This is a genomic window from Variovorax sp. CCNWLW235 (assembly GCF_037204085.1).
GTDB lineage: Bacteria > Pseudomonadota > Gammaproteobacteria > Burkholderiales > Burkholderiaceae_C > Variovorax.
Genome location: NZ_JBBCBW010000003.1, coordinates 23,950 through 44,820, shown reverse-complemented (window position 1 = coordinate 44,820; position 20,871 = coordinate 23,950). Strand labels below are relative to the sequence as shown.

17 protein-coding genes are annotated in these 20,871 nt (G+C 65.7%); 8 read left to right on the top strand and 9 right to left on the bottom strand.

Annotated features, from left to right (window positions below; translation table 11 throughout):
• Position 1: 1 nt before the first annotated feature.
• Genes V9L21_RS04935 through V9L21_RS04920 form a run of 4 tightly spaced genes read right to left on the bottom strand, consistent with a single transcriptional unit; the run spans position 2 to position 4,406 of the window.
• Complete coding sequence (locus V9L21_RS04935) at positions 2 to 1,552, bottom strand: polyamine aminopropyltransferase (protein ID WP_337309660.1); 1,551 nt, start codon at positions 1,550 to 1,552, stop codon at positions 2 to 4.
• A 16-nt stretch (positions 1,553 to 1,568) separates the two neighbouring features.
• Positions 1,569 to 1,787 (bottom strand): DUF350 domain-containing protein, encoded by a 219-nt coding sequence (locus tag V9L21_RS04930; protein WP_015868006.1) that lies wholly within the window; start codon positions 1,785 to 1,787, stop codon positions 1,569 to 1,571.
• A 57-nt stretch (positions 1,788 to 1,844) separates the two neighbouring features.
• On the bottom strand, positions 1,845 to 3,344 hold the full coding sequence (locus V9L21_RS04925) for a DUF4178 domain-containing protein (protein WP_337309658.1): 1,500 nt from the start codon (positions 3,342 to 3,344) through the stop codon (positions 1,845 to 1,847).
• A gap of 9 nt (positions 3,345 to 3,353) precedes the next feature.
• Positions 3,354 to 4,406: an SPFH domain-containing protein gene (locus V9L21_RS04920; protein ID WP_337309656.1), complete on the bottom strand. Its 1,053-nt coding sequence runs from the start codon at positions 4,404 to 4,406 to the stop codon at positions 3,354 to 3,356.
• A 167-nt stretch (positions 4,407 to 4,573) separates the two neighbouring features.
• Between V9L21_RS04920 and V9L21_RS04915 the strand changes: the two genes are divergently transcribed.
• The 3 genes from V9L21_RS04915 (at position 4,574) to V9L21_RS04905 (ending at position 7,990) form a co-directional block, all read left to right on the top strand.
• Positions 4,574 to 6,916 (top strand): NADP-dependent malic enzyme, encoded by a 2,343-nt coding sequence (locus tag V9L21_RS04915; protein WP_337309654.1) that lies wholly within the window; start codon positions 4,574 to 4,576, stop codon positions 6,914 to 6,916.
• A 184-nt stretch (positions 6,917 to 7,100) separates the two neighbouring features.
• A complete protein-coding gene (locus V9L21_RS04910; protein WP_337297294.1) occupies positions 7,101 to 7,514 on the top strand; it encodes a ribonuclease domain-containing protein in 414 nt (137 codons plus the stop codon).
• A 50-nt stretch (positions 7,515 to 7,564) separates the two neighbouring features.
• Positions 7,565 to 7,990 (top strand): barstar family protein, encoded by a 426-nt coding sequence (locus tag V9L21_RS04905; RefSeq protein WP_086012221.1) that lies wholly within the window; start codon positions 7,565 to 7,567, stop codon positions 7,988 to 7,990.
• Between the two features lie 268 nt (positions 7,991 to 8,258).
• On the opposite strand, the gene rsmA is transcribed toward V9L21_RS04905, so the two are convergent.
• The 3 genes from rsmA to V9L21_RS04890 are packed head-to-tail and all read right to left on the bottom strand — an operon-like array spanning position 8,259 to position 13,035.
• Positions 8,259 to 9,029 (bottom strand): 16S rRNA (adenine(1518)-N(6)/adenine(1519)-N(6))-dimethyltransferase RsmA, encoded by a 771-nt coding sequence (gene rsmA, locus V9L21_RS04900; protein WP_337309652.1) that lies wholly within the window; start codon positions 9,027 to 9,029, stop codon positions 8,259 to 8,261.
• The gene (locus V9L21_RS04895) at positions 9,029 to 10,435 is read right to left on the bottom strand and encodes a peptidylprolyl isomerase (protein WP_337309650.1); all 1,407 of its coding nucleotides are present in this window, start codon (positions 10,433 to 10,435) and stop codon (positions 9,029 to 9,031) included. The genes rsmA and V9L21_RS04895 overlap by 1 nt, the downstream gene beginning before the upstream one ends.
• A 17-nt stretch (positions 10,436 to 10,452) precedes the next feature.
• A complete protein-coding gene (locus tag V9L21_RS04890) occupies positions 10,453 to 13,035 on the bottom strand; it encodes an LPS-assembly protein LptD (protein WP_337309648.1) in 2,583 nt (860 codons plus the stop codon).
• 234 nt (positions 13,036 to 13,269) lie between these two features.
• On the opposite strand from V9L21_RS04890, the gene V9L21_RS04885 reads away from it, so the two are divergent.
• The 5 genes from V9L21_RS04885 (at position 13,270) to V9L21_RS04865 (ending at position 18,482) form a co-directional block, all read left to right on the top strand.
• A complete protein-coding gene (locus V9L21_RS04885) occupies positions 13,270 to 14,445 on the top strand; it encodes an aminoglycoside phosphotransferase family protein (protein ID WP_337309646.1) in 1,176 nt (391 codons plus the stop codon).
• Positions 14,446 to 15,180: a 16S rRNA (uracil(1498)-N(3))-methyltransferase gene (locus tag V9L21_RS04880; protein WP_337309644.1), complete on the top strand. Its 735-nt coding sequence runs from the start codon at positions 14,446 to 14,448 to the stop codon at positions 15,178 to 15,180.
• 79 nt (positions 15,181 to 15,259) lie between these two features.
• Positions 15,260 to 16,624 carry a M20/M25/M40 family metallo-hydrolase gene (locus V9L21_RS04875; RefSeq protein ID WP_337309642.1) on the top strand — a complete coding sequence of 455 codons (1,365 nt, stop codon included), beginning with the start codon at positions 15,260 to 15,262 and terminating at the stop codon, positions 16,622 to 16,624.
• Between the two features lie 101 nt (positions 16,625 to 16,725).
• On the top strand, positions 16,726 to 17,187 hold the full coding sequence (locus V9L21_RS04870; protein WP_337309640.1) for a YidB family protein: 462 nt from the start codon (positions 16,726 to 16,728) through the stop codon (positions 17,185 to 17,187).
• A 119-nt stretch (positions 17,188 to 17,306) separates the two neighbouring features.
• Positions 17,307 to 18,482 (top strand): MFS transporter, encoded by a 1,176-nt coding sequence (locus V9L21_RS04865; protein ID WP_337309638.1) that lies wholly within the window; start codon positions 17,307 to 17,309, stop codon positions 18,480 to 18,482.
• A 7-nt stretch (positions 18,483 to 18,489) separates the two neighbouring features.
• Here V9L21_RS04865 and V9L21_RS04860 read toward each other — a convergent pair whose 3' ends face one another.
• Both V9L21_RS04860 and V9L21_RS04855 read right to left on the bottom strand, forming a co-directional pair.
• Positions 18,490 to 19,344, bottom strand: a complete 855-nt coding sequence (locus V9L21_RS04860; RefSeq protein WP_337309636.1) for an alpha/beta hydrolase — start codon at positions 19,342 to 19,344, stop codon at positions 18,490 to 18,492.
• Positions 19,341 to 20,852, bottom strand: coding sequence for a M20 family metallopeptidase (locus tag V9L21_RS04855; protein ID WP_337309634.1), 1,512 nt, complete (start codon positions 20,850 to 20,852; stop codon positions 19,341 to 19,343). Before V9L21_RS04855 ends, V9L21_RS04860 begins: the two co-directional genes overlap by 4 nt.
• Positions 20,853 to 20,871 lie beyond the last annotated feature (19 nt).

Genomic DNA, 20,871 nt, shown 5'->3' with positions numbered 1-20,871 from the left:
GCTAGTGTGTCATGACCTTGCCCCACTCTTGTTCGTAAGTGGTGACGAGGTTCTGGTTCGACAGGCGGTTGACCTCGGCCGGCACGCGCGCCATATCGAGCGGAAAGTCGAACATCAGCGGCAATGTCGAAGGTGCGAGGAAACGCAACCCAGAAGGCAGCGCATCCGGCATGCGATACGGGCGGCGGCTGGCGATGATGTAGCCCCACTCGCCGAAGCTCGGTACATGCGCGTGATACGGCGTGGCCTTCAGTCCGACCGATTCGATGGTCGTCGCCACGGTCCAGTAGCTCTTGCGCGCCACCAGCGGCGAGGTGGTCTGGATGACCGCATAGCCGCTTGCGGAAAGACGCTTTTCCAGCAGCGAATAGAAGCTGTTGGTGTAGAGCTTGCCGATGGCAAAGTTGGTGGGATCGGGAAAGTCCACCACGATGACGTCGAACATGTCTCCGGGTTGCTGCAGCCACTGGAAGGCGTCGGTGTTGACGACCTTCACCTTGGGCGACGACAGCGCATGGCCGTTGAGCGCAGCCAGCGTTTCATGCCCGGTGAAGAGCTTGGTCATGTTCGGATCGAGCTCCACCAGCGTGACCGATTCGACCGAGGGGTACTTGAGAATCTCGCGCACCGCCATGCCGTCGCCGCCGCCGAGCACCGCCACTTTCTTCGGTGCGCCGTGCGCGGCCATCGCGGGATGAACGAGCGCCTCGTGGTAGCGGTATTCGTCGCGCTCTGCGAACTGCAGGTTGCCGTTCAGGAAAAGCCGGTGCCCGAGCTGTCCGCGCGTGACCACGATGCGCTGGTAGGGCGAACTGGCGCTGAACACGATGTGGTCCTGGTAGAACTTGTCTTCGGCCAGCGTGGTGATGTGGTCGGCCCACACAAAGGCGCCAAGCAGCGCCGCGAGCGAAAGAAAGCAGGCCACCGCGTGGGCACCCGTGCGGCGCAGCTCATGGCGAAACAGCCACAACGCCCACACCGCCACGGCCGCGTTCATGAAGCCGAACAGGAGCCCGGTGCGGATCATGCCGAGCTGCGGCACCAGGATGAGCGGAAAAGCCACCGACACCGCCAGCGCACCAAGGTAGTCGAAGGTGAGCACCTGCGACACGAGATTCTTGAGCTGGATGTTGCGTTTGAGAATGCGCATCACGAGCGGTATCTCGAGCCCCACCAGCGTGCCCACCACCATCACCAGGCCGTAGAGCAACAGGCGGAACGCGCCGGGCACATACGCGTTGGCCAGGAAAAGAATGGCCGGCAGCGCGCCGCCGATGAGCGCAACGAGCAGTTCGATGCGAAGGAAGTGCGCGGGCAGCTGGCGCTCGAAATAGCGCGAGAGCCACGAGCCGACGCCCATGGCAAAGAGGTAGGTGCCGATGATGGTGCTGAACTGCAGCACCGAATCGCCGAGCAGGTAGGAGCTCAGCGCGGCCGCGGTCAGTTCATAGACCAGGCCGCAGGCGGCCACCACGAACACGCTGGCGAGCAGCGCGATTTCAACAGGCTGCGGCCCCTTGGCCGGCAGCGCCGGACTGGCAGGAGCGTCCACGGAAGCCAAGCAAACGCTAATGGATGGCCGCCGCCACGATGACGCAGATGCCCAGGCTCATGGCCGCGACCACCAGCCCCAGCGCGACGTTCTGCTTCTCGACGATCTCGCCCCACAGGTCGTACGGGGTGAGCTTGTCGATGATCAGGAAGCAGAGCCAGAAGATCAGCACGCCAAGCAGCGCATACACGAGCGATCCGAGGACCACGCCCGGTTTCAGCCATTCAAATCCCATGGGGACCTCCAGTCGTAGTAGCAGTAGTGAGAGAAGACATCGCGCGAAACTCCGCCGTCATTTGTGGCCGCCGCCGCTCGAGTAGCCGCCGTACGAGCCGCCCGTGCTGCGCGAGCTCGAACAGTTTTGCACGCGCGGGTCGCAGCGCGACGAACAGGTGCTCAGGATGATGAGCAGAACGATGACGATGATCACGATGAGGATGATCGTGCCGCAGCCCATGCCCGACGCAGCGCTGACGGGCAGTGCGTCGCCGCGCACGAACATGTCCTTCTTGTCGTCGAGCTTGAACGCGGCGGACACCGCGCCGCTGTCGAGCTTGCTGCCCGAAGACCAGGTCAGTTCGTTGGCCGAGCGCTCCATCGACAGCAGCGCATTGCCGCTCGCGAAGTCGCGGTTGAAGGTTTTCTGTCCGCGCTCCACCTGCCAGTAGAACTCGCCCGCCACATAGGTGGTCTCGGCGTTGTAGGCGTATTGCTGGGTGTACCGCTTGCCAAGGTAGCTGGCGCTGCTGCCGTTCTCGGCCATGACGGGCGCGCCGGTGGTCGGCTTGACCATGCTCCAGCCATCTTCGGCATCGACCAGGAAGCTGAAGCCGCGCTTCTTGTTGTACAGCAGGTACTCGCTCCAGCCGAAGTGCTCGTCGTCGCCGGGCTCGGTGCCCATGCGATGCTGGAAGCCCACCACCTGCCACTGCGCGCCCTGCAGCTGGCCCACGCTGCCGATGGCGATGAGCGGGCGAACGGGTTCGTTCTGCTCCGCGTGCTTCAACTCGCCGCCGATGCCTTGCGACAGGTCGATGATGCTGTTGCACGAGCCGCAGGTGATGCTCTTGCTGTCGGCCAGGTTGACGGTAACGGGCGCGCCGCAATTGGGGCAGTTGAAGGCGCGGCCTTTTTCGTCCTTGGCGGATTCGTCGCGCAGCCCGGTGAGCTGCAGGTCTTCCAGCTGTACGGAGCGGCCCAGGTAGGCGCCGGGGGGCTGCGTGCTGTAGTCGAGGCTGAGCACCAGCCCGTTGCCGCTGCGCAGTTCGACCATGGGGAACGAGCGGCCCAGTTCCGGCAGATGCGAGAGTTCGCCCTGCGCGGAAAGCAGCGCCACCTGTTCGTTCGACGAAACGGTGTAGCTCTGGCCGTTGAAGGCGCTGGTGGCGCCCACGCGCAGGTCGGTCGGCGGGGGCGCGTCGCGCTGCAGTTCGAACGGCAGCGCAAAGACATAGGCGCCGTTGTCCTCGCTCAGGATGCCGGCGCGGCCGTCTTCGAGTGCGGCGACCCATTCGGTCCAGCGACCGCCCGGATGGCTGTATTGCAGCCGCCCGACGATGGTGAACGGCTGGTCCTGGATGCGGCCCGCGGCAAGCAGCTGCAGCGGGCTGAAGTCGTCGAACAGCTCGGCCATCTTGCCGATGCGCGCGAGCGTGTCGCCTTGGCGCACGACGGTGCTCTGGCAATACGGACACACCGCATGCGTCGATTGCGCGGAACGGAATTCGACCGGTGCGCCGCAGCCAGGGCAGGGCGCACGGTAGGCGCGCTGGGCGCCTGGTTGCTCAGCCATTGCCGGTGCTTAGACCAGCTTCTTGAGCAGCTCCGCCTTCTTGGCGTCGAACTCTTCCTGCGTGAGGATGCCCTTGGTCTTGAGCTCGCCGAGTTTCTCGAGCGTGGTCATGACATCGTTCGGGCTCACCACGGCCACGGCAGGCTGCTGCTGCGTCGCCGCGGCCTGCGCCGCTGCGTTGGGGCTCAGGCCCTGCGCTAGGTTTTGCGCCAGCACCTGGCCGAGCGCCACGCCGGCGCCAAGGCCCATGGCGTCGCCCGCAATGCCGCCGCCACCGTTGGCAGCGCCTTCGGCAAACTTGGGAATGGCTTGCGCGGTCTGGTACTGCATGAACTTGCCCATGTCGTTGCCGACCATGCCCATGCCGATCTTCTGGTCGAGGATCTTCTGCAGCTCTTCGGGCAGCGAGACGTTCTGGACCGTGATGTTCTCGAGCTTGATGCCGATCTTCTCGAACTCGGGCACCAGCTGCGCGGCCAGCGCCTGCGCAAACTGGATCTGGTTGGCCGCAAGGTCGAGAAAGGGCACGCCGCTGGAGGCAATGGCGTTGCTGATGTTCTGCAGCACCAGGCCGCGCAGCTGGCCGTCGAGGTCCGCCACGCTGTAGATGTCGCGCGTGCCGGAAATCTCGGTGTGGAACAGCTTGGCGTCGCCGATGCGGAACGAGTAGTTGCCGAAGGCGCGCAGGCGCACGGCGCCGAAGTCCTTGTCGCGGATGGTGATGGGCTGCGGCGTGCCCCACTTCTGATCGACCTGCTGGCGCGTGCTGAAGAAGTACACGTCGCTCTTGAAGGGAGATTCGAAGAGCTTGTCCCAGTTCTTGAGGTACGTGAGCACGGGCAGGGTCTGCGTCGTGAGCTTGTACATGCCGGGACCGAACACGTCGGCCACCTGGCCTTCGTTGACGAACACGGCCACTTGCGACTCGCGCACGGTGAGCGAGGCGCCGTTCTGGATTTCCATCTCGGCCATTGGGAAACGCCAGGCCAGCGTGCCATCGCCAGTCTCGGTCCACTGGATGATGTCGATGAACTGTTTCTTGATGAAATCCATCAGGGCCATGGCCGCTCCTCGTCGAATTTTTTTACAGACTGCGCATATTGCCACATCGCCTTGACAGGCCGTGATGCTTTCGGCATGCCTTGTGGCTCGCCATGCGGCCTATGGCGTCATGGGCCGAGGTCTACAATCGGCGCCCCCAGAAGAAGCGCCACCAGGAGCAACGGCACATGTCCGATTCGACGAACTCATCGACCCCTACGCCCGAAGACAAGCGCGCCGAGTTGCGGCGCGCCGCCCTCGAGTACCACGAGCTTCCGGTGCCGGGCAAGATTGCCATCGCCGCGACCAAGCAGATGGTGAACCAGCGCGACCTGTCGCTGGCCTATTCACCCGGCGTGGCCGCGCCCTGCGAGGAAATCGTCAAGGACCCGGCCAACGCTTTCAAGTACACGGCACGCGGCAACCTGGTGGCGGTAATCACCAACGGCACCGCCGTGCTCGGCCTGGGCGACATCGGCCCGCTGGCCGCCAAGCCGGTGATGGAAGGCAAGGGCGTGCTTTTCAAGAAGTTCGCCGGGGTCGACGTGTTCGACATCGAGATCGACGAGAAAGACCCGGCCAAGCTGGTCGAGGTGATCGCTGCGCTGGAGCCGACCTTCGGCGCCATCAACCTGGAAGACATCAAGGCCCCTGACTGCTTCTACGTCGAGCGCGAACTGCGCAAGCGCATGAAGATCCCGGTGTTCCACGACGACCAGCACGGCACGGCCATCACGGTGGCGGCGGCCATGCTCAACGGCCTGAAAGTGGCGGGCAAGGACATCACCCAGGTCAAGCTGGTCACCTCCGGCGCAGGCGCCGCGGCGCTGGCCTGCCTGAACCTGCTGCTCAAGGTGGGCCTGAAGCGCGAGAACGTGTTCGTGACCGACTTGGCCGGCGTGGTCTACGAAGGCCGCGAAGAGCTCATGGACGACGACAAGCGCCAGTACATGCAGGAAACCACGGCGCGCACGCTGGCCGAGGTGATCGAAGGTGCCGACGTGTTCCTGGGCCTGTCGGCAGGCGGCGTGCTCAAGCCCGCCATGGTGGCCAAGATGGCGCCCCGCCCGGTGATCTTTGCGCTGGCCAACCCGAACCCCGAAATTTCACCCGAAGACGCCCACGCGGTGCGCCCCGACGTGATCATGGCCACGGGCCGCACCGATTACCCGAACCAGGTCAACAACGTCCTGTGCTTCCCGTACATCTTCCGCGGCGCGCTCGACTCGGGCGCCACCACGATCACCGACGAGATGGAAATTGCGGCTGTGCACGCCATTGCCGACCTGGCGCAAGCCGAGCAGAGCGAGCGCGTGGCTGCCGCCTACGTCGGCGAAAAGCTGTCTTTCGGCCCTGAATACCTCATTCCGAAGCCGTTCGATCCGCGTTTGATGATGAAGATCGCTCCGGCGGTGGCCAAGGCCGCGGCGGAAAGCGGCGTGGCCACGCGTCCCATCAAGGACATGGACGCCTACCGCGACCGCCTGCAGAGCTTCGTGTATGCGTCTGGCACCACCATGAAGCCGATCTTCGACGCCGCCAAGCGGGCGCAGAAGAAGCGCGTGGCGTACTGCGAGGGCGAGGAAGAGCGCGTCCTGCGTGCCGCGCAGATCGTGGTGGACGAAGGCATTGCGCGCCCCACGCTGATCGGCCGCCCGGCCATCATTGCGCAGCGCATCGAGAAGTTCGGCCTGCGCCTCAAGGAAGAGCTCGACTACGACATCGTCAACGTCGAGCAGGACCATCGCTACCGCGACTTCTGGCAGACCTACCACCGCATGACGGAGCGCAAGGGCCAGACGGTGCAAACCGCCAAGATCGAGATGCGCCGCCGCCTGACGCTGATCGGCGCCATGCTGCTGCACAAGGACGAGGTCGACGGCATGATCTGCGGCACCTGGGGCACCACGCTGATCCACCTGCACTACATCGACCAGGTGATCGGCAAGCGCCCGGGCGGCTGCGAAAGCACCCCGCAGGACGTGCCGGTGTACGCCTGCATGAATGGCCTGCTGCTGCCCGACCGCCAGGTGTTCCTGGTCGACACCCACGTCAACTATGACCCCTCGCCCGAGGAGCTGGCCGAAATCACGACCATGGCGGCCGAGGAAATGATGCGCTTCGGCCTCAAGCCCAAGGCCGCGTTGTTGTCGCATTCCAACTTTGGCACCAGCAACGAGCCCAGCGCGGTCAAGATGCGCAAGACGCTCGACTTGCTGCGCGTGCAGGCGCCCTGGCTGGAAGTGGACGGCGAAATGCACGGCGACGTGGCGCTCGACAGCAAGCAGCGCGCGGTCGTCATGCCGCACAGCGCGCTCGCGGGCGACGCCAATCTGTTGGTTTTTCCGAACATCGATGCAGCCAATATTTCTTACAACCTGCTCAAGACCGCGGCAGGCGGAAATATCGCCATCGGCCCGGTGCTGCTCGGTGCCGCCAAACCTGTGCATATTCTCACGGCCAGCGCAACTGTTCGGCGCATCGTGAACATGACAGCCTTGACAGTCGCTGACGCAAACGCGGAGCGATAGGCCATCTGGCGAGAGTGGCTGCCCACTTAATCAGCCACTCTCCGCCCCTTCGCACTGCTCAAACTTTGGGCAGTCGCTTGCTATTTTCGCCAGCGTGGTGCACACTCGCGGGCTTGAATTTGCGGGTTAACCCCAAGGTTTATCCGCCAATTCGGAACCCCCCGCTCTTTTCTTGTGGTGCCCCATGGCGGCTTACGCCTCGATCACGTCCTCTGTCACTAAGTTTGCGCTCACCGGCTTTGTGCTGGCGGCGTTGGCGACGGGGGCCGAGGCCCGCCGCGAGTGGTTCGGCACCGGAAAGCCCGCCCAGGAATCGATCGCACTGTCCGAATTGCCGGTTCAGGGCCAGCGAACCTACGAAGCCATCCTGAGTGGCGGCCCCTTCCGATACGAAAAGGACGGCACTGTATTTGGCAATCGCGAGCGTCTTTTGCCGCCCGCGCGGCGCGGTCACTACCGCGAGTACACGGTGGCAACACCCGGCTCGCGCGATCGCGGTGCACGGCGCATTGTCTGCGGCGGTGAACAGCGCACCACACCCGAGGCCTGCTGGTACACGGCAGACCACTACGCGAGTTTCAGACGGATTGCACCATGAGCGATGACAACGACTTGAGCGGCGCCCCCAAGCGCCCCGAAGAAATGATGATGACTATGGAAAGACCAGCGGAGATGACCTTATCCCTTCGTGCCGTACGCCCGAACATCGTGCAATCGATTCGTGCGTTCCGCGTGAACGACCTGCAGGAAGCCGCCAACGCAGCAGGCCAGCACTTCCTGTACGCCAACCTGGGCAATGCCCAGACCAAGCAGGACGTTCTCGACCTCATCGCGCAGCAGTTCACCTTTCCGGCGCACTTCGGCAAGAATTTCGACGCGCTGTACGACTGCATGACCGACCCGTTGCATAAATCGGGCCCGCAGCCCGGTTTCGTCATCGTGCTCGAACAGATCCCGGCCAACGCCAAGTTCGACAAGGAAGCGCGCGAGCAGCTGCTCGACATCTTCCGCGACGCCTCCGACTACTGGGGAGACCGGAAGGTCCCGTTCCGGTGCTTCTATTCTTTTCTGTAGCCCGTTCTGCACACACCAGCCAAGCAGAACGGGCGAACGAGGCTCAGCCGAACGGCGCAGCACTCGATGGCATCGAAATCAACGGCGGCACAGCTGCCGCGGCAACCGGCACGGAGCCGGAAGGCGAAAAAATGCCGACCGATAAACTGGTCGACGTTTCGCCGCTCGCATTGCGCATGAGCAGCCCCTTCAATGCGGGGTACTGGCTGGCGGCGGCTTAAAGCTCTCGCCCCAGGCGCAAGAAAAAAGCCCGTCTCGACGGGCTTTTTTATTTGGGCTCGGGAGGCACCGCCTGCGCCAAGGCCACGTATTCGGCCACCGGCACTTCCTCGGCCCGTCTCTGGGCGTCGAATTCGCCCGCAAAGCCGTGCTCTTCGAGCCACCGGCCCAGGGTATGCCGCATGATCTTGCGGCGCTGGCTGAAGGCGACCTGCACGATCTCACCAAGCCGGGCGGCGTCGACAGCCGGCGGCTGCGCCAGCGGCACCATCCGCACCACGGCGCTGTCGACACGCGGCGGCGGATCGAAGCTCTCCGGCGGCACGAATAGCACGTTTTCCATCTCATAGCGCCACTGCAGCATCACGCTCAGGCGGCTGTAGTCAGACGTGGCGGGCTTGGCGACCATGCGGTCGATCACTTCCTTCTGCAGCATGAAATGCTGGTCGGCAATCAGGTGCGCGAAGCTCAGCAGATGAAACAGGATCGGAGTTGAGATGTTGTAGGGCAGGTTGCCGACCACGCGCAGCGGCGTCGGGAACCGGGTGGCCAGTTCGGCGAAATCGACCTTGAGAACATCGGATTCGATGACGTCGAGCTGCGGATGGTCCCGCAGGCGCTTGGCCAGGTCCCGGTCGAGCTCGACCACCGTCAGGCGCCCCAGCCGTTCGACCAGCGGCTGCGTGAGCGCCGCGAGCCCCGGCCCGATCTCGACCATGGCATCGCCGGGCTGCGGTGCGATCTCGTGCACGATCGCATCGATGATGCCGCCGTCGGACAGGAAATGCTGCCCGAACCGCTTCCTGGCGATATGTGCCATCAGGACTGGGGCGTCTCGCGGTATTCGACGTAGGCGCGCGCGCGCACTTCCTGCACCCAGGTGGTGAAGGCTTCCTCGACCCGCTGCTCGCGCAGCACGGCCCGTGCGGCTTCGCGCTGCTCGGCCTGCGTGAGCTTGGATTCGCGGCGGCCGACCACCTGGATCAGGTGGACGCCAAAGCGCGACACCACGGGATCGCTGATCTGGCCCGGTGCGAGCCGGTCCATGGCTTCTTCGAACTCGGGCACGAACTGGCCCGGGCGCGACCAGCCGAGATCGCCGCCTTCCTTTGCGCTGGCGTCTTGCGAGTTGTCGCGCGCCAGGCCGGCGAAGTCGGCCGTGCCGGCTTGCAAGCGGCGCTTGAATTCGGCCAGCTGCGCCACCGCTTGCGCGGTCGTGCGCTTGGGGTCGTTGAGCAGCAGGATGTGGCGCACCTGGGTTTGTGTAACGGTTGCATCCATGGCACCCAACTGGGCCTTGGCCAGCACCTTCAGCACATGAAAGCCCGCACCCGATCGGATGGGGCCGGCAATGCCGTTGACCTGCGTCGACTGGGTCGCTTCGACGAACAGGGTCGGATAGCGGTCGGCACTGCGCATGCCGATGGCGCCGCCGTTGGCGCGGTCGGGCGAATCGGAGTTTTCCTGCACCAGCTTGGCAAAGTCTTCGCCTGACCGGGCGCGCTGCGCAAGACCCTGGGCCTTCTGCTGCAGGGTGGCGACTTGCGCATCGGTGGCGTTCTCGGGCACGGCGACGAGCAGCTGCGCGAGATTGATGTTCTGCAGGGCCGCGGCCTTGGTGGGCGAATTGCGCTGGTCGCGCAGGTATTCGTCGGCCTCGGCATCGCTGATCTTGACCTTCGACTCGACTTCCCGGTCGCGCAGGCGTGTGAGCAGCAACTGGTCGCGCAGGTCGTTGCGGAACTGGCGCGCCGTAATGCCTTCAGCCGCCACGCGGCGACGCAACTCTTCAACGCTGAGTTCGTTCTGGCGTGCCACGGTCTGTTCAGCCTGGTCGATCGCCAGATCGTCCACCTTGATGCCGTTTTCCTTCGCCAACTGGAGCTGAGCGCGCTCGGAGATCAGGCGGTCGAGCACGAGGCGCGTGAGTTCAGCGCGGGGCACGCGCTCGGCCTCGGGGTTTTCGCGAACGAGGCGCGTGACGCGCGTTTGCACCTCGGTATTGGTGATGGGCTCGGAATTGACCAGCGCGACGATGTACTCGGCCGAGCGCTGCACGGGCGCCGCCGTGGAAGGGGCACTGCGCGGCACCGGAGGCGCAAGGCGCGGCCCCGCCCGCATGATGTCCGTGATGCCCCCGCCGCCGGAACGCAGGCCCTGCGCACCCGACGTTGCGGCCAGCGCCGCGAGGCAGCTCAGGGTAAGGATGGAACGGATGTGTTTCATGGCGTTGCTCAATCGTCTCAGTCGTAATTGGTGAAGCGGCTCGGCGCCTCGGTGGGCTCGCGAAGGGGCTGATAGCGCTGGATGTTTTGCCGCAGTGCCTGCATGGGACTCGATCCGATGCTAGAAAATCCGACGAATTCGAGCTGGAACATGATCCGGGTGTTGGCCGTCACCTGCCCGGTGGTCACGCGCTGCAGCACCACGCGGCCGATCCAGCAGCAGCCGTCGTACTCGAAGCCGAGCACGCCGTCCGTGAGTTTCTTGTCCTGCAGGCTGTAGTTGAGCCGGCCCACCGCATACCAGCGGCCGCCGCCCTGGCCCTTGCCCGGGCCGAGGTCCTTGCCCTTGTCGCCCCACAGGTCGTTGAGCGGCCACTGCCAGCCCACGTCGATCGACTTGTTGCCGTCGGTGGCGGTCGGGGTGCTGGGCGCCTGGTAGCGGAAGGCGGCGCTGAGATTGTGGTATGGCTCGGGGTTGTAGCGCGCGCTGATGGCCGAACGCGTGGACCTTTGCGTGTCGGGGTTGTATTGCACGACGGTGTCCAGGCTCCACTTGGGCGTCCAGTTGATCTGGCCGCCCACCAGCAGGTCGCTCGCGCGGTCGGTGACCGGCACGCCGCCCGGCAGCGTGACCTTCTGGTCGCTGAAGCGCAGCCGCTGCGCAATGCCGAAGCGCGCCGCCTCGACGCCCGTATCGGGGTCGATCAGGCGGGAGGTCACGCCGAGCGTGAGCGTGTTGGTGTCGGAGATGCGGTCGTTGCCCGAGAACGCGTTCTCGGTATAGATCGTCGCAAAGCTGAAGTCGTTGGCGGCCGAATCGTAGTTCGGCAGCATGCTCTGGTTGCGGTACGGCGTGTAGACGTAGTACGCGCGCGGTTCCAGGGTCTGGCGGAAGGCACGGCCGAAGTAGCTTGCGTCGCGCTCGAAGATCAGGCCACTGTCGAGGCTGAAGGTCGGCACCGTTCGGCTGCTCGACGTCGGGAAGAAGTACAGCGAATTCGGGTTGTAAGGCACGCCGTTGACATACGTGATCCCGTTGACGGTGAGCTTCGGAATGTCCGCTTGCGGCAGGTAGTAGTTGTACGAAGTCGCGTGCAGCTGCAGCTTCGGAATGACGAAGGAGCTCGGCGTGATGAACGGTCGGCTGATGGTTGCCTGCGCAAAGGCGCGGTCCCCGTCGGGCTGCGACTGCTGGTTGACGTCGAAGCCGGGCTGGCCGCTCAGGATGCTGTTGACCCGGAAACGCGTGTAGTCGAGGTTCAGCCCCACGTCGAAGCCGTGCCAGTCGTACTTGGCGTAGTTCGCGGTGATCTGCGGCATCCGGTCGTACGACGGCACGATCGGCGAGAGGTTGTATTGCAGCGTCTGGTAGCGCGTGGTGCGCAGGATGCCGCTCCAGTCGCCCTTGGCCCAATTGAGCGCCGCTTCGTTAGGGAGTTGCCGCTGCGCCAGCGTGGGCGTGCGCGTGAAGTCGCGCCAGTAGTCGTCGTCGCTGACGCGGTTGATGTTGATGTTGGCCGACAGCGAATCCAGGCCCAGCGCCTTGGCGTTGAACTCCTGGTGATGGGTGCCCCAGATGCCCCAGCGCTTGCTGCTGTTGGGCGCCGCGGTCAGGTCCTTGGCCTGGATTTCCCCATTGGCGAGCTGCTGAAGCTGGCTGGCGCGCAACTCGTTGTAGCGCTGGCCCACAAGGCGGTCGCTCCCCATGAAGTCGAGGCGAATGCTGCCGTCGTACCCCTTCTCGAGATAGCGGAATTCCGAGCCCAGGTTGAGGCCCCGCTTGCTCATCAGCGTGGGCGTGAACGTGGCATCGCGGTTGGGTGCGATGTTCCAGTAGTACGGCTGCGAGATCTCGATGCCGTTGGTGTTGTCGATGCCGATCGTGGGCGGCAGCAGGCCGCTCTTGCGCTCGCTCGACAGCGGAAAGCTCACGCTCGGCAGCGGCGGCGTGCTGATGCCCATGAAGCTCAGCCGCGCATTGGTGGCCACGCCGACATTTTCCTCGGTGTCGGTGGTCATGGTGGCCGCGGTCAGCAGCCAGGCCGGCATCCAGCCCGGGTAGTCTTCGCGGCGGCAGGTGGTGTAGGTGGCGGTTCGGGCCACCGACACGCTGCTGTCGACGAAATCGATGCGCTGCGCCTCGCCGTGCCCGCCGGTGGCGAGAAAGCTGTAGCGCACATTGTTGAAGAAGCCTTCGAAGGTCTCGAGCTTGAGTTCGAGCTCGGGGCCTTCGTATACGTTGCCGGCCTGGTTCACCCGCACGTTGCCGCGCGCCTTGGCACGGTCGTCGGGCTGGTAGTACTCGAGCCGGTCGGCGGTGATGGCGACTTCGCCGCGCCGCAGCGTGGCATTGCCTTCGACCACGGTCTCCAGGTCCTGCCGGCCCGACAGGCGGTCGCCGGTGATCAGGCTCGGCAGCTGGCTGCGCTCGGCGGGAGGCAGTGTTTCGGTCAGTTGCGGCGTGCGCTTGAGCACCAGCGGACCGTCCAGACCGCCTGCGGGCTGCGCGGACGCGCCGTGCGCGTGCAGAAGCGCCAGCGACAGCAACGCCAATGGCAGCGGCGGACCGGAACGCCGCAAGGCAGCAGCACGTCGGCTCATCAAGCGCCCCGCCGCATCGTTCCGGAGAAGGACCGCAGTCTCCCCGAGGAGGGCTGCGAGTGCACAAGGTGCCAAACGTGGGAGCTTTGGATCGTAGGCATCGGTCAGGAACGAAGGATCGTCGGGAGGACGGCGCGGCAGGCCGGCAGGTTGCAGGAGCCGGCGGCAACTCTGTTCGACCAGGGAGGACCGCAGGAGTTGCCGCGCCAGGCGGATTTGTAGAATCGATTATCCATGACAGCACCCCCGTCCCCGGCCACAGAGCCCGCACCCCCTGCCAACCCCATTCTCTGGGCCGATCCGCAGCGCGCCGCAGTGTTCGAAGGCTGGCTGGCCGGCATTGCCGGCGCGCACCGCCTGCTGCCTGGCACCGTGCGCCTCGCGTCGGCCGATGCGAGCTTTCGGCGCTACTTCCGTGTCGACACCGCGGAGGCCGCCGGCACCCGCATCGTGATGGATGCGCCGCCCGACAAGGAGAACAGCGAGCCGTTCGTGCACATCGCCCGCCTGATGGCCGAAGCCGGCGTCACGGCGCCGCGCGTGCTCGAGTGGGACCGGCCCAACGGCTTTCTGCTGCTCGACGATCTCGGCCACCAGACCATGCTCGACGTGATCGACCCGGCCAAGCCCGACGCGAGCCGTCCGCTCTACGACCAAGCGATCGACGCGCTGATCCGCTGGCAACTGGCTTCCAGGCCGGACGTGCTGCCGCCCTATGACAGGGCGTTGCTCGAGCGGGAGCTGGCGCTTTTCCCAGAGTGGTACATCGGCCGCCACCGCGGCATTGCCGTCGAAGGCCAGCTCAAGGAGCGGCTCGAGCGCAGCTTCAAGCTCATCGTCGAGAGCAACCTGGCAGCGCCCAGTGTCTACGTCCACCGCGACTTCATGCCGCGCAACCTGATGGTGAATGTGGCCCCCACTCTCGGCACTGGCGTGTCCTCGCTGCCCCCCGAGGGGGCGCTCGCCGCCTTGGGGCGGCCCGGCGGCGGCTCGGCTGCCGACCTGGGCGTGCTCGACTTCCAGGACGCGGTCTACGGGCCGATCACCTACGACATCGCCAGCCTGATGCGCGACGCCTTCCTGAGCTGGGACGAAGAATTCGTGCTCGACGTCACCATCCGCTACTGGGAAGCCGCCCGCAAGGCCAAGCTGCCGGTTGACGCGGATTTCGGCGCTTTCTATCGTTCCGTCGAATGGATGGGCCTGCAGCGCCACCTCAAGGTCGCCGGCATCTTCGCCCGCCTGACGCTGCGCGACGGCAAACCGCGCTACCTGGCGGACACGCCGCGTTTCATCGCCTACATCCGCTCCACAGCCAGCCGCTACATGGAGCTGACCCCGCTGCTGCGCGTGATCGATGAAATCGAAGGCAACTCGGCCATCACCGGCTTTGCCTACGGCAGGGTCTAGATGCCCCGCTTTCATTGCCCGGTGCCGCTGGCCGCCGGCGCCACACTGGCCCTGCCGCCCGGCGCCGCGCGCCACGTGCAGGTGCTGCGGATGCAGCCCGGCGATGCACTCACACTGTTCAACGGTTCCGGCGGCGAATACGCGGCCACGGTCGAGCGCATGGGGCGCAGCGACGTTTCCGTCACGGTCGGCGTCCACACGCCGGCGGAGCGCGAAGCTGCGCGCGCGGTGCATCTCGCGGTCGGCATGCCGGCCAACGAACGCATGGACTGGCTGGTCGAAAAGGCCACCGAACTGGGGGTCGCAAGCATCCAGCCCCTGGCGACCGCCCACGGCGTGCTGCGCCTTTCGGGCGAGCGTGCCGAGAAGAAGAGGGCGCATTGGGAAGCGATTGCCATTGCGGCCTGCGAGCAATGTGGCCGCAACCGCGTGCCGGTGATTCATCCGGTGCGGTCTTTCTCGAGCCCCTCGGCGTGGATCGACGCAGCGGCAGGCAAGGAGGCGCTGCGCCTCATCCTGAGCCTGGCCGAAGGCACGCGCCGCCTGGCCGACGCCATTGAGTCGGCTCCGGCCGATCGAAGCGTGCTGGTGCTGAGCGGTCCCGAAGGCGGCCTGAGTGCCGCTGAAGAGCAAGAGGCGCTCGCGTGCGGCTTTGCGCCGGTCACGCTCGGCCCCCGCGTGCTGCGCGCGGAAACCGCGGCCCTCGCTGCGCTGGTATCGCTGGCCGGTCACTAGCGCGGCCCGCCCGGGGTGCAAGTTGCGGAACAATGCTTGCTTCACCCATTCATCACAACCAGAGAAGGATCTTCACGTCATGCTTCGCTCGCCACGCGCGCTCCGATTTGCGCCCCTCGCTCCCCTTGTGCTGGCCATGCTCTTCGCCGCCCAGGGGGCGCAGGCTCAGAACACTGCCGTGGCGCCCACGCCCGCGCAAGTCGCTCCTGAGGTGGACAAGGCCTTTACGCAGCTGACAGCGGCGCCTTCGATCCAGAAGCTGCTCGACGCAGTCAAGGCCGACCACGACCGTTCGATCGAAGACCTGAAGATGCTGACCGAGATCGAGGCGCCTCCCTTCAAGGAGCAGAAGCGCGCCGAAGCTTTCCTGGCGCGCATGAAGGCGCTCGGCCTCACTGACGCGAAGATCGATGCCGAAGGCAACGTGATCGGCCTGCGCAAAGGCACCGGCAACGGCCCCAAGCTGCTCATTTCGGCGCATCTCGACACCGTGTTTCCCGCCGGCACCGATGTGAAGGTGAAGGAGCGCGACGGCAAACTGCACGCGCCCGGCATCGCCGACGACACGCGCGGCCTGTCGGTGCTGCTGTCATGGCTCAAGGTGCTCAACGACAACAAGGTGCAGACGGTCGGTGACCTGCTGTTCGTTGCCAATGTCGGCGAGGAAGAACTCGGCAACCTGCGCGGCATGAAGGCGATCTTCCGCGACAACCTGGACATCGACGGCATGGTGGGGCTCGAGCCTTCGCCCGATGGCAACGTGCTGATTCTCGGCACCGCGAGCCACCGTTATGAAGTCACGTTCAAGGGCCCGGGCGGGCACAGTTTTGCCGCATTCGGCCAGGTGCCGAGCGCCATCCACGGCATGGGCCGCGCCATCGCCAAGATCGCAGAAGTGCGCACGCCCAGCTTTCCGAAGACCACCTTCACGGTCGGCACCGTGGGCGGCGGCACCTCGGTGAACACCATTGCACCGGATGCGCGCATGGCCATCGACATTCGCTCGGACGACATGGCGTCGCTGCTCGAAACCGAGAAGAAGATCCTTGCGGCCATCGACGAGGCCGTGGCCGAGGAAAACAAGCGCTGGAACGTGTCCACGCTGAGCGCCAGCAACAAGCTGATCGGCGACCGGCCCGGCGGCCGCACGCCTTCCGATTCGGTGATCGTGGAAGCGGCCATCCGCTCGAACACCGCCTTCGGCCACAAGACGCTGCTGCGCGGCGGCAGCACCGACGCCAATGTGCCGATGTCGTACGGCATTCCAGCCATCATCATCGGCGGAGGCGGCAAGTCGACCGGCTTTCACGCTTTGAGCGAATCGATCGACGTGACAGACGCATGGAAAGGCGCGCAGAATTCGCTGGTGACTGTGCTCGGCCTGGTCGGCGTGCAGGGGGTCAGCCCCGCATTGCTGCCGAAGCGCGCGGCGCGCACCAAGTAATTTGTCACGCTGCGCGCTCGAAAGTGGGCAACCCCTTTCGCTCGCAGCTCATCTTGCTGGCGACAATGCCGGCAGTTCTGTCACACACCAAGGAAACGTCCATGGGAATGCTCGATTCGGTACTCGGCCAAGTGCTGGGAGGCGCTGCCCAACAGCAGCAGCCACAAGGCGGCGGCATCGGCGGCTTGGGAGATCTCGGCGGCCTGGCCGGCGCGCTGGGCGGCCTGCTAGCCAATAACGGCGGCCAAGGCGGCCTGGGAGGGTTGGTCTCCAAGTTCGAACAGGCCGGCATGGGCGACGTGATCGGCTCGTGGATCGGCAAGGGAGAAAACCAGCCGGTCTCCGGCGGGCAGCTGCAAGACGCGTTGGGCAGCGACACCATCGCCAACATCGCTTCCAAGCTCGGCATCAATGCGCAAACGCTGCTGCCCATGCTGGCGGCCATGTTGCCCACCCTCATCGACCAGCTCACGCCGCAAGGCAAGGTGCCGGAGCAAGGCCTCGACACTCCGAACGACCTCCTGGGTTCGCTAAGCAGCCTGCTGCAGAACAAGCAGCTGTAAGCCAATTTGCTCACAAGAACTAAGGCGCCCGCGAGGGCGCTTTTTTTTGGCTGGCGCATCCGGGGCGAATCACGTAGAACCTCAGCCTTCATGCCGCAACCTGCTTCCACCTTCTTCCGATGAACCGCAATCTCTGGCTGCTTGCCATCTGCCAGGGCTTGTTCCTGACCAACAACGTCACGTTCATTGCCATCAACGGCTTGGTGGGCCTGAGCATTGCGCCGCGCGGCTGGATGGCCACGCTGCCGATCATGGGCTATGTGGTGGGCGGTGCGCTGACCACCGGGCTGGTGGCACGCACGCAGCAGCGCTTCGGCCGGCGCGGGTCGTTCCAGATCGGCTTGGCGGTCGGGCTCGGATCGGCCTTGCTGTGCGCGTTCGCGGTGGTTTCGAAGAACTTCTGGCTGCTGTGCTTTGCCACCGTGGTGGCCGGCTACTACAACGCCAACGCCGGCCTCTACCGCTTTGCAGCCGCCGAACTCGCGGCACCGGCGTGGCGCGAGAAGGCAGTGTCGCTGGTGATGGCCGGTGGGCTGATCGGCGCCGTGGCGGGGCCCAACCTCGCCACGGCCACGCGCGAAATGTTCGCCGTGCCGTTTGCGGGTGCCTACATTGCGCTGGCGGCGGTGGCGCTGCTGTCGATGGTGTTCATGCGCTTCATTGAATTTCCGCCCCCGCTCACACGCCAGCAGGCCATGGGTGGAAGGACGTTGTCGCAGCTCATCCGCCAGCCGGTGTTCATCGTGGCGGCCGCGGCGGGTGCGTTGGGTTTTGGCGTGATGAACCTGCTGATGGCCGCCACACCCATTGCGATGCAGATCTGCAGCCTGCCTTTCTCCGATGCCGCACTGGTGCTCGAATGGCACGTGATCGGCATGTTCGCGCCCGGCTTCTTCACCGGCCACCTGATCCGCCGTTTCGGTGCGCTGCCGGTGATGGGCGTGGGGGTTGCGCTCAACTTCGGCTGCATTGCCGTCGCGCTGTCGGGTGTGGAGCTTCAGCATTTCCTGGTGGCGCTGTGCCTGCTGGGCGTGGGCTGGAACTTCCTGTTCACCGGCAGCACGACCCTTTCGCTCACGGTCTACACCGCGGAAGAACGAGACCGGGCGCAGGGCGCGCTCAACTTCTGCGTGTTCGCGACAGTGGCACTGACCTCGTTCGCCTCGGGTGTGCTGGTCACGACGCAGGGCTGGCAGCTGTTGAACTACGGTTCGCTGGTGCCGGTGGTGCTCACGGGCGCCGGGCTGCTGTGGCTTGCGAAGTCCCGCCGGCGCGAGGCCGCCGCAAACGCCTGAACCCCGCTCAGCGGGGCGGAAAGCGCGTGTCGAGCCACCGCTGCAGCGCGGCGAACACGGGCCCGGCATCCAACTCGTTGAATATCTCGTGGTACATGGCCTCGAAGCAATGCGCCTCGACCATGCCACCGGCCGCGGCCGCGGCCGCAGCAGCAAAGGCACGGCTCGCGGCCGGCTTCACGAGATGATCGTCGCCCGCATACATCAACAGCGTGGGCACGTGCCAATGCGGCGCGGCCTGCTGGATGGCCGCGCCTTCGTGCGCGAGAAAACGCGCCAGCCGGCTGCCGATGCGGTCATGCGTGAGCGGATCGGCGCGGTAGGCCCGCACGACGGCCGGGTCGTGCGAAAGAAAGTTGTCGTCGAGCCCGTTGCCGACACGCAGGTTCGGCGCAATGCGCGGCAGCACCGCGAGCAGCGCCTTCTGTAGAGCGCTCAGGCCGGGATCGAGCCCCGGGGACGACAGCACCAGCCCATCCACCGGCCGAACCTCGCGCGACACCAGGCTGGCCGCGACCAGCCCGCCCAGGCTGTGGCCCAGCAGCACCAGCGGTAGGCCGGCGTTCTCGCGGCGAGCGTCGTCGATGACCAGCGCAAGATCTTCGACCAGCCGCAGCTCGCCCGGCAAACCGCCGCGTGCGCCCGACGATTCGCCGTGGCCGTGGTGGTCGTATCCCCACACCGCGAAGTTCCATTCATGCAGGCGCGCGGCAAGCCCGGCATAGCGCCCGGCGTGCTCGCCGAGCCCGTGCACCAGGACCACCACCGCACGCGCCGCGCCGGCCGCGGGAAGGCGGCGCAGCGCCAGCGTTTCGCCGTCCGGCGTGGGCAGTGAAACGTGCTGCGGCGCAGGTCCGGTCAAGCGGCGGCCGGCTCAGCGGCGGCGGTGCGGTGCGCAGCCGGCAAGGCCGCGATCACCTCGGCCACGGCGGCCGTCAGCTTCTTGGCATAGGGCACATGAAGGAACTCGTTCGGCCCGTGCGCGTTGCTCTTCGGACCGAGCACGCCGCAAACCATCATCTGCGCCTTGGGAAAACCGGCGCTCAGCATGTTCATCAGCGGAATGGTGCCGCCCTGGCCGATATAGCCGCACGACGCGCCGAAGTGCGCCTGCGAAGCCTTGTTGAGCGCGTCTTCGAACCAGGGCGTGATCGTCGGCGCGTTCCAGCCGGTGGCGCCGCCGCCGCTTTCGAAGGTGACACGCGCCTGGTAGGGCGCGTTGTCCTCGAGCAGCGCCTTCAGCTTCTGCACCGCCTCGGCCGCATCGACCAACGGCGGCAGGCGCAGCGAGAGCTTGAACGCGGTGTAGGGGCGCAGCACGTTGCCCGCATCCTTCAGCGCCGGAAAGCCTTCGGCGCCGGTAACCGACAGCGTGGGTTTCCAGGTCCGGTTGAGCAGTGCTTCCACCGGATCTGTGGTGGTCGGCAGCGCGAACATGGTCGAGCCGCCGCAGTCATAGTGCGCCCACGGAAAGCGCTTGTAGACCTCTTCGCCAAGGATGGCGGCGGTGGCCTTGGCCTGCGCCAGGCGGTCGGCCGGCACTTCGCAATGAAAGCTCGCGGGCAGCAGGCGGCCGGTGGCGCTGTCTTCGAGCCGGTCGAGCACCTGCCGCATGATGCGGAAGCTCGACGGCACCAGGCCCGACGCGTCGCCGGAGTGAATGCCCTCGGTCAGCACCTCGACCTTGAGCGTGCCGCTGGCCATGCCGCGCAGCGACGTGGTGAGCCACAGCTGGTCGTAGTTGCCGGCGCCGGAGTCGAGGCAGATCACCAGTTCCACATTGCCCAGCCGCGGGCGCAGCGCATCGACGTACGGCAGCAGATCGTAGGAGCCGCTTTCCTCGCAGGTCTCGATGATCCCGACAATGCGTGGATGGGCCGCGCCCTGGTTCTTGAGCGCCTGCAGCGCCGCCACGCTCGCGTAGACCGCATAGCCATCGTCGGCGCCGCCGCGGCCGTAGAGCAGGCCGTTCTCGTACTTGGGCGTCCAGGGGCCGAGGTCGTTGCGCCAGCCGGTGAATTCGGGTTGCTTGTCGAGGTGGCCGTACATCAGCACGGTCTCGCTCATGTCGGTGCCGGTGGCCGGCACTTCGAAGAACAGCACCGGCGTGCGGCCTTCGAGTCGCACGATTTCCAGCTTCAGGCCTTCGACCTTCTGCGCCTCGACCCAAGCGGCCGCGTTGCGCAGCACCGTTTCCAGGTAGCCGTTGGCCGACCAGTCCTTGTCGAAGCCGGGCGACTTGGCGGGAATGGCGATGTAGTCGGTGAGTTGCCTGACGATGTCGCCGTCCCATTGGGCGGTGACATCGGAGAGGGCGCGCTCGGCGTCGAGCGTTCCGGCGGGCATTTCGCGGTGCAGGGGGGCGTTCATCGGTGGGTTCTCCGCGGGG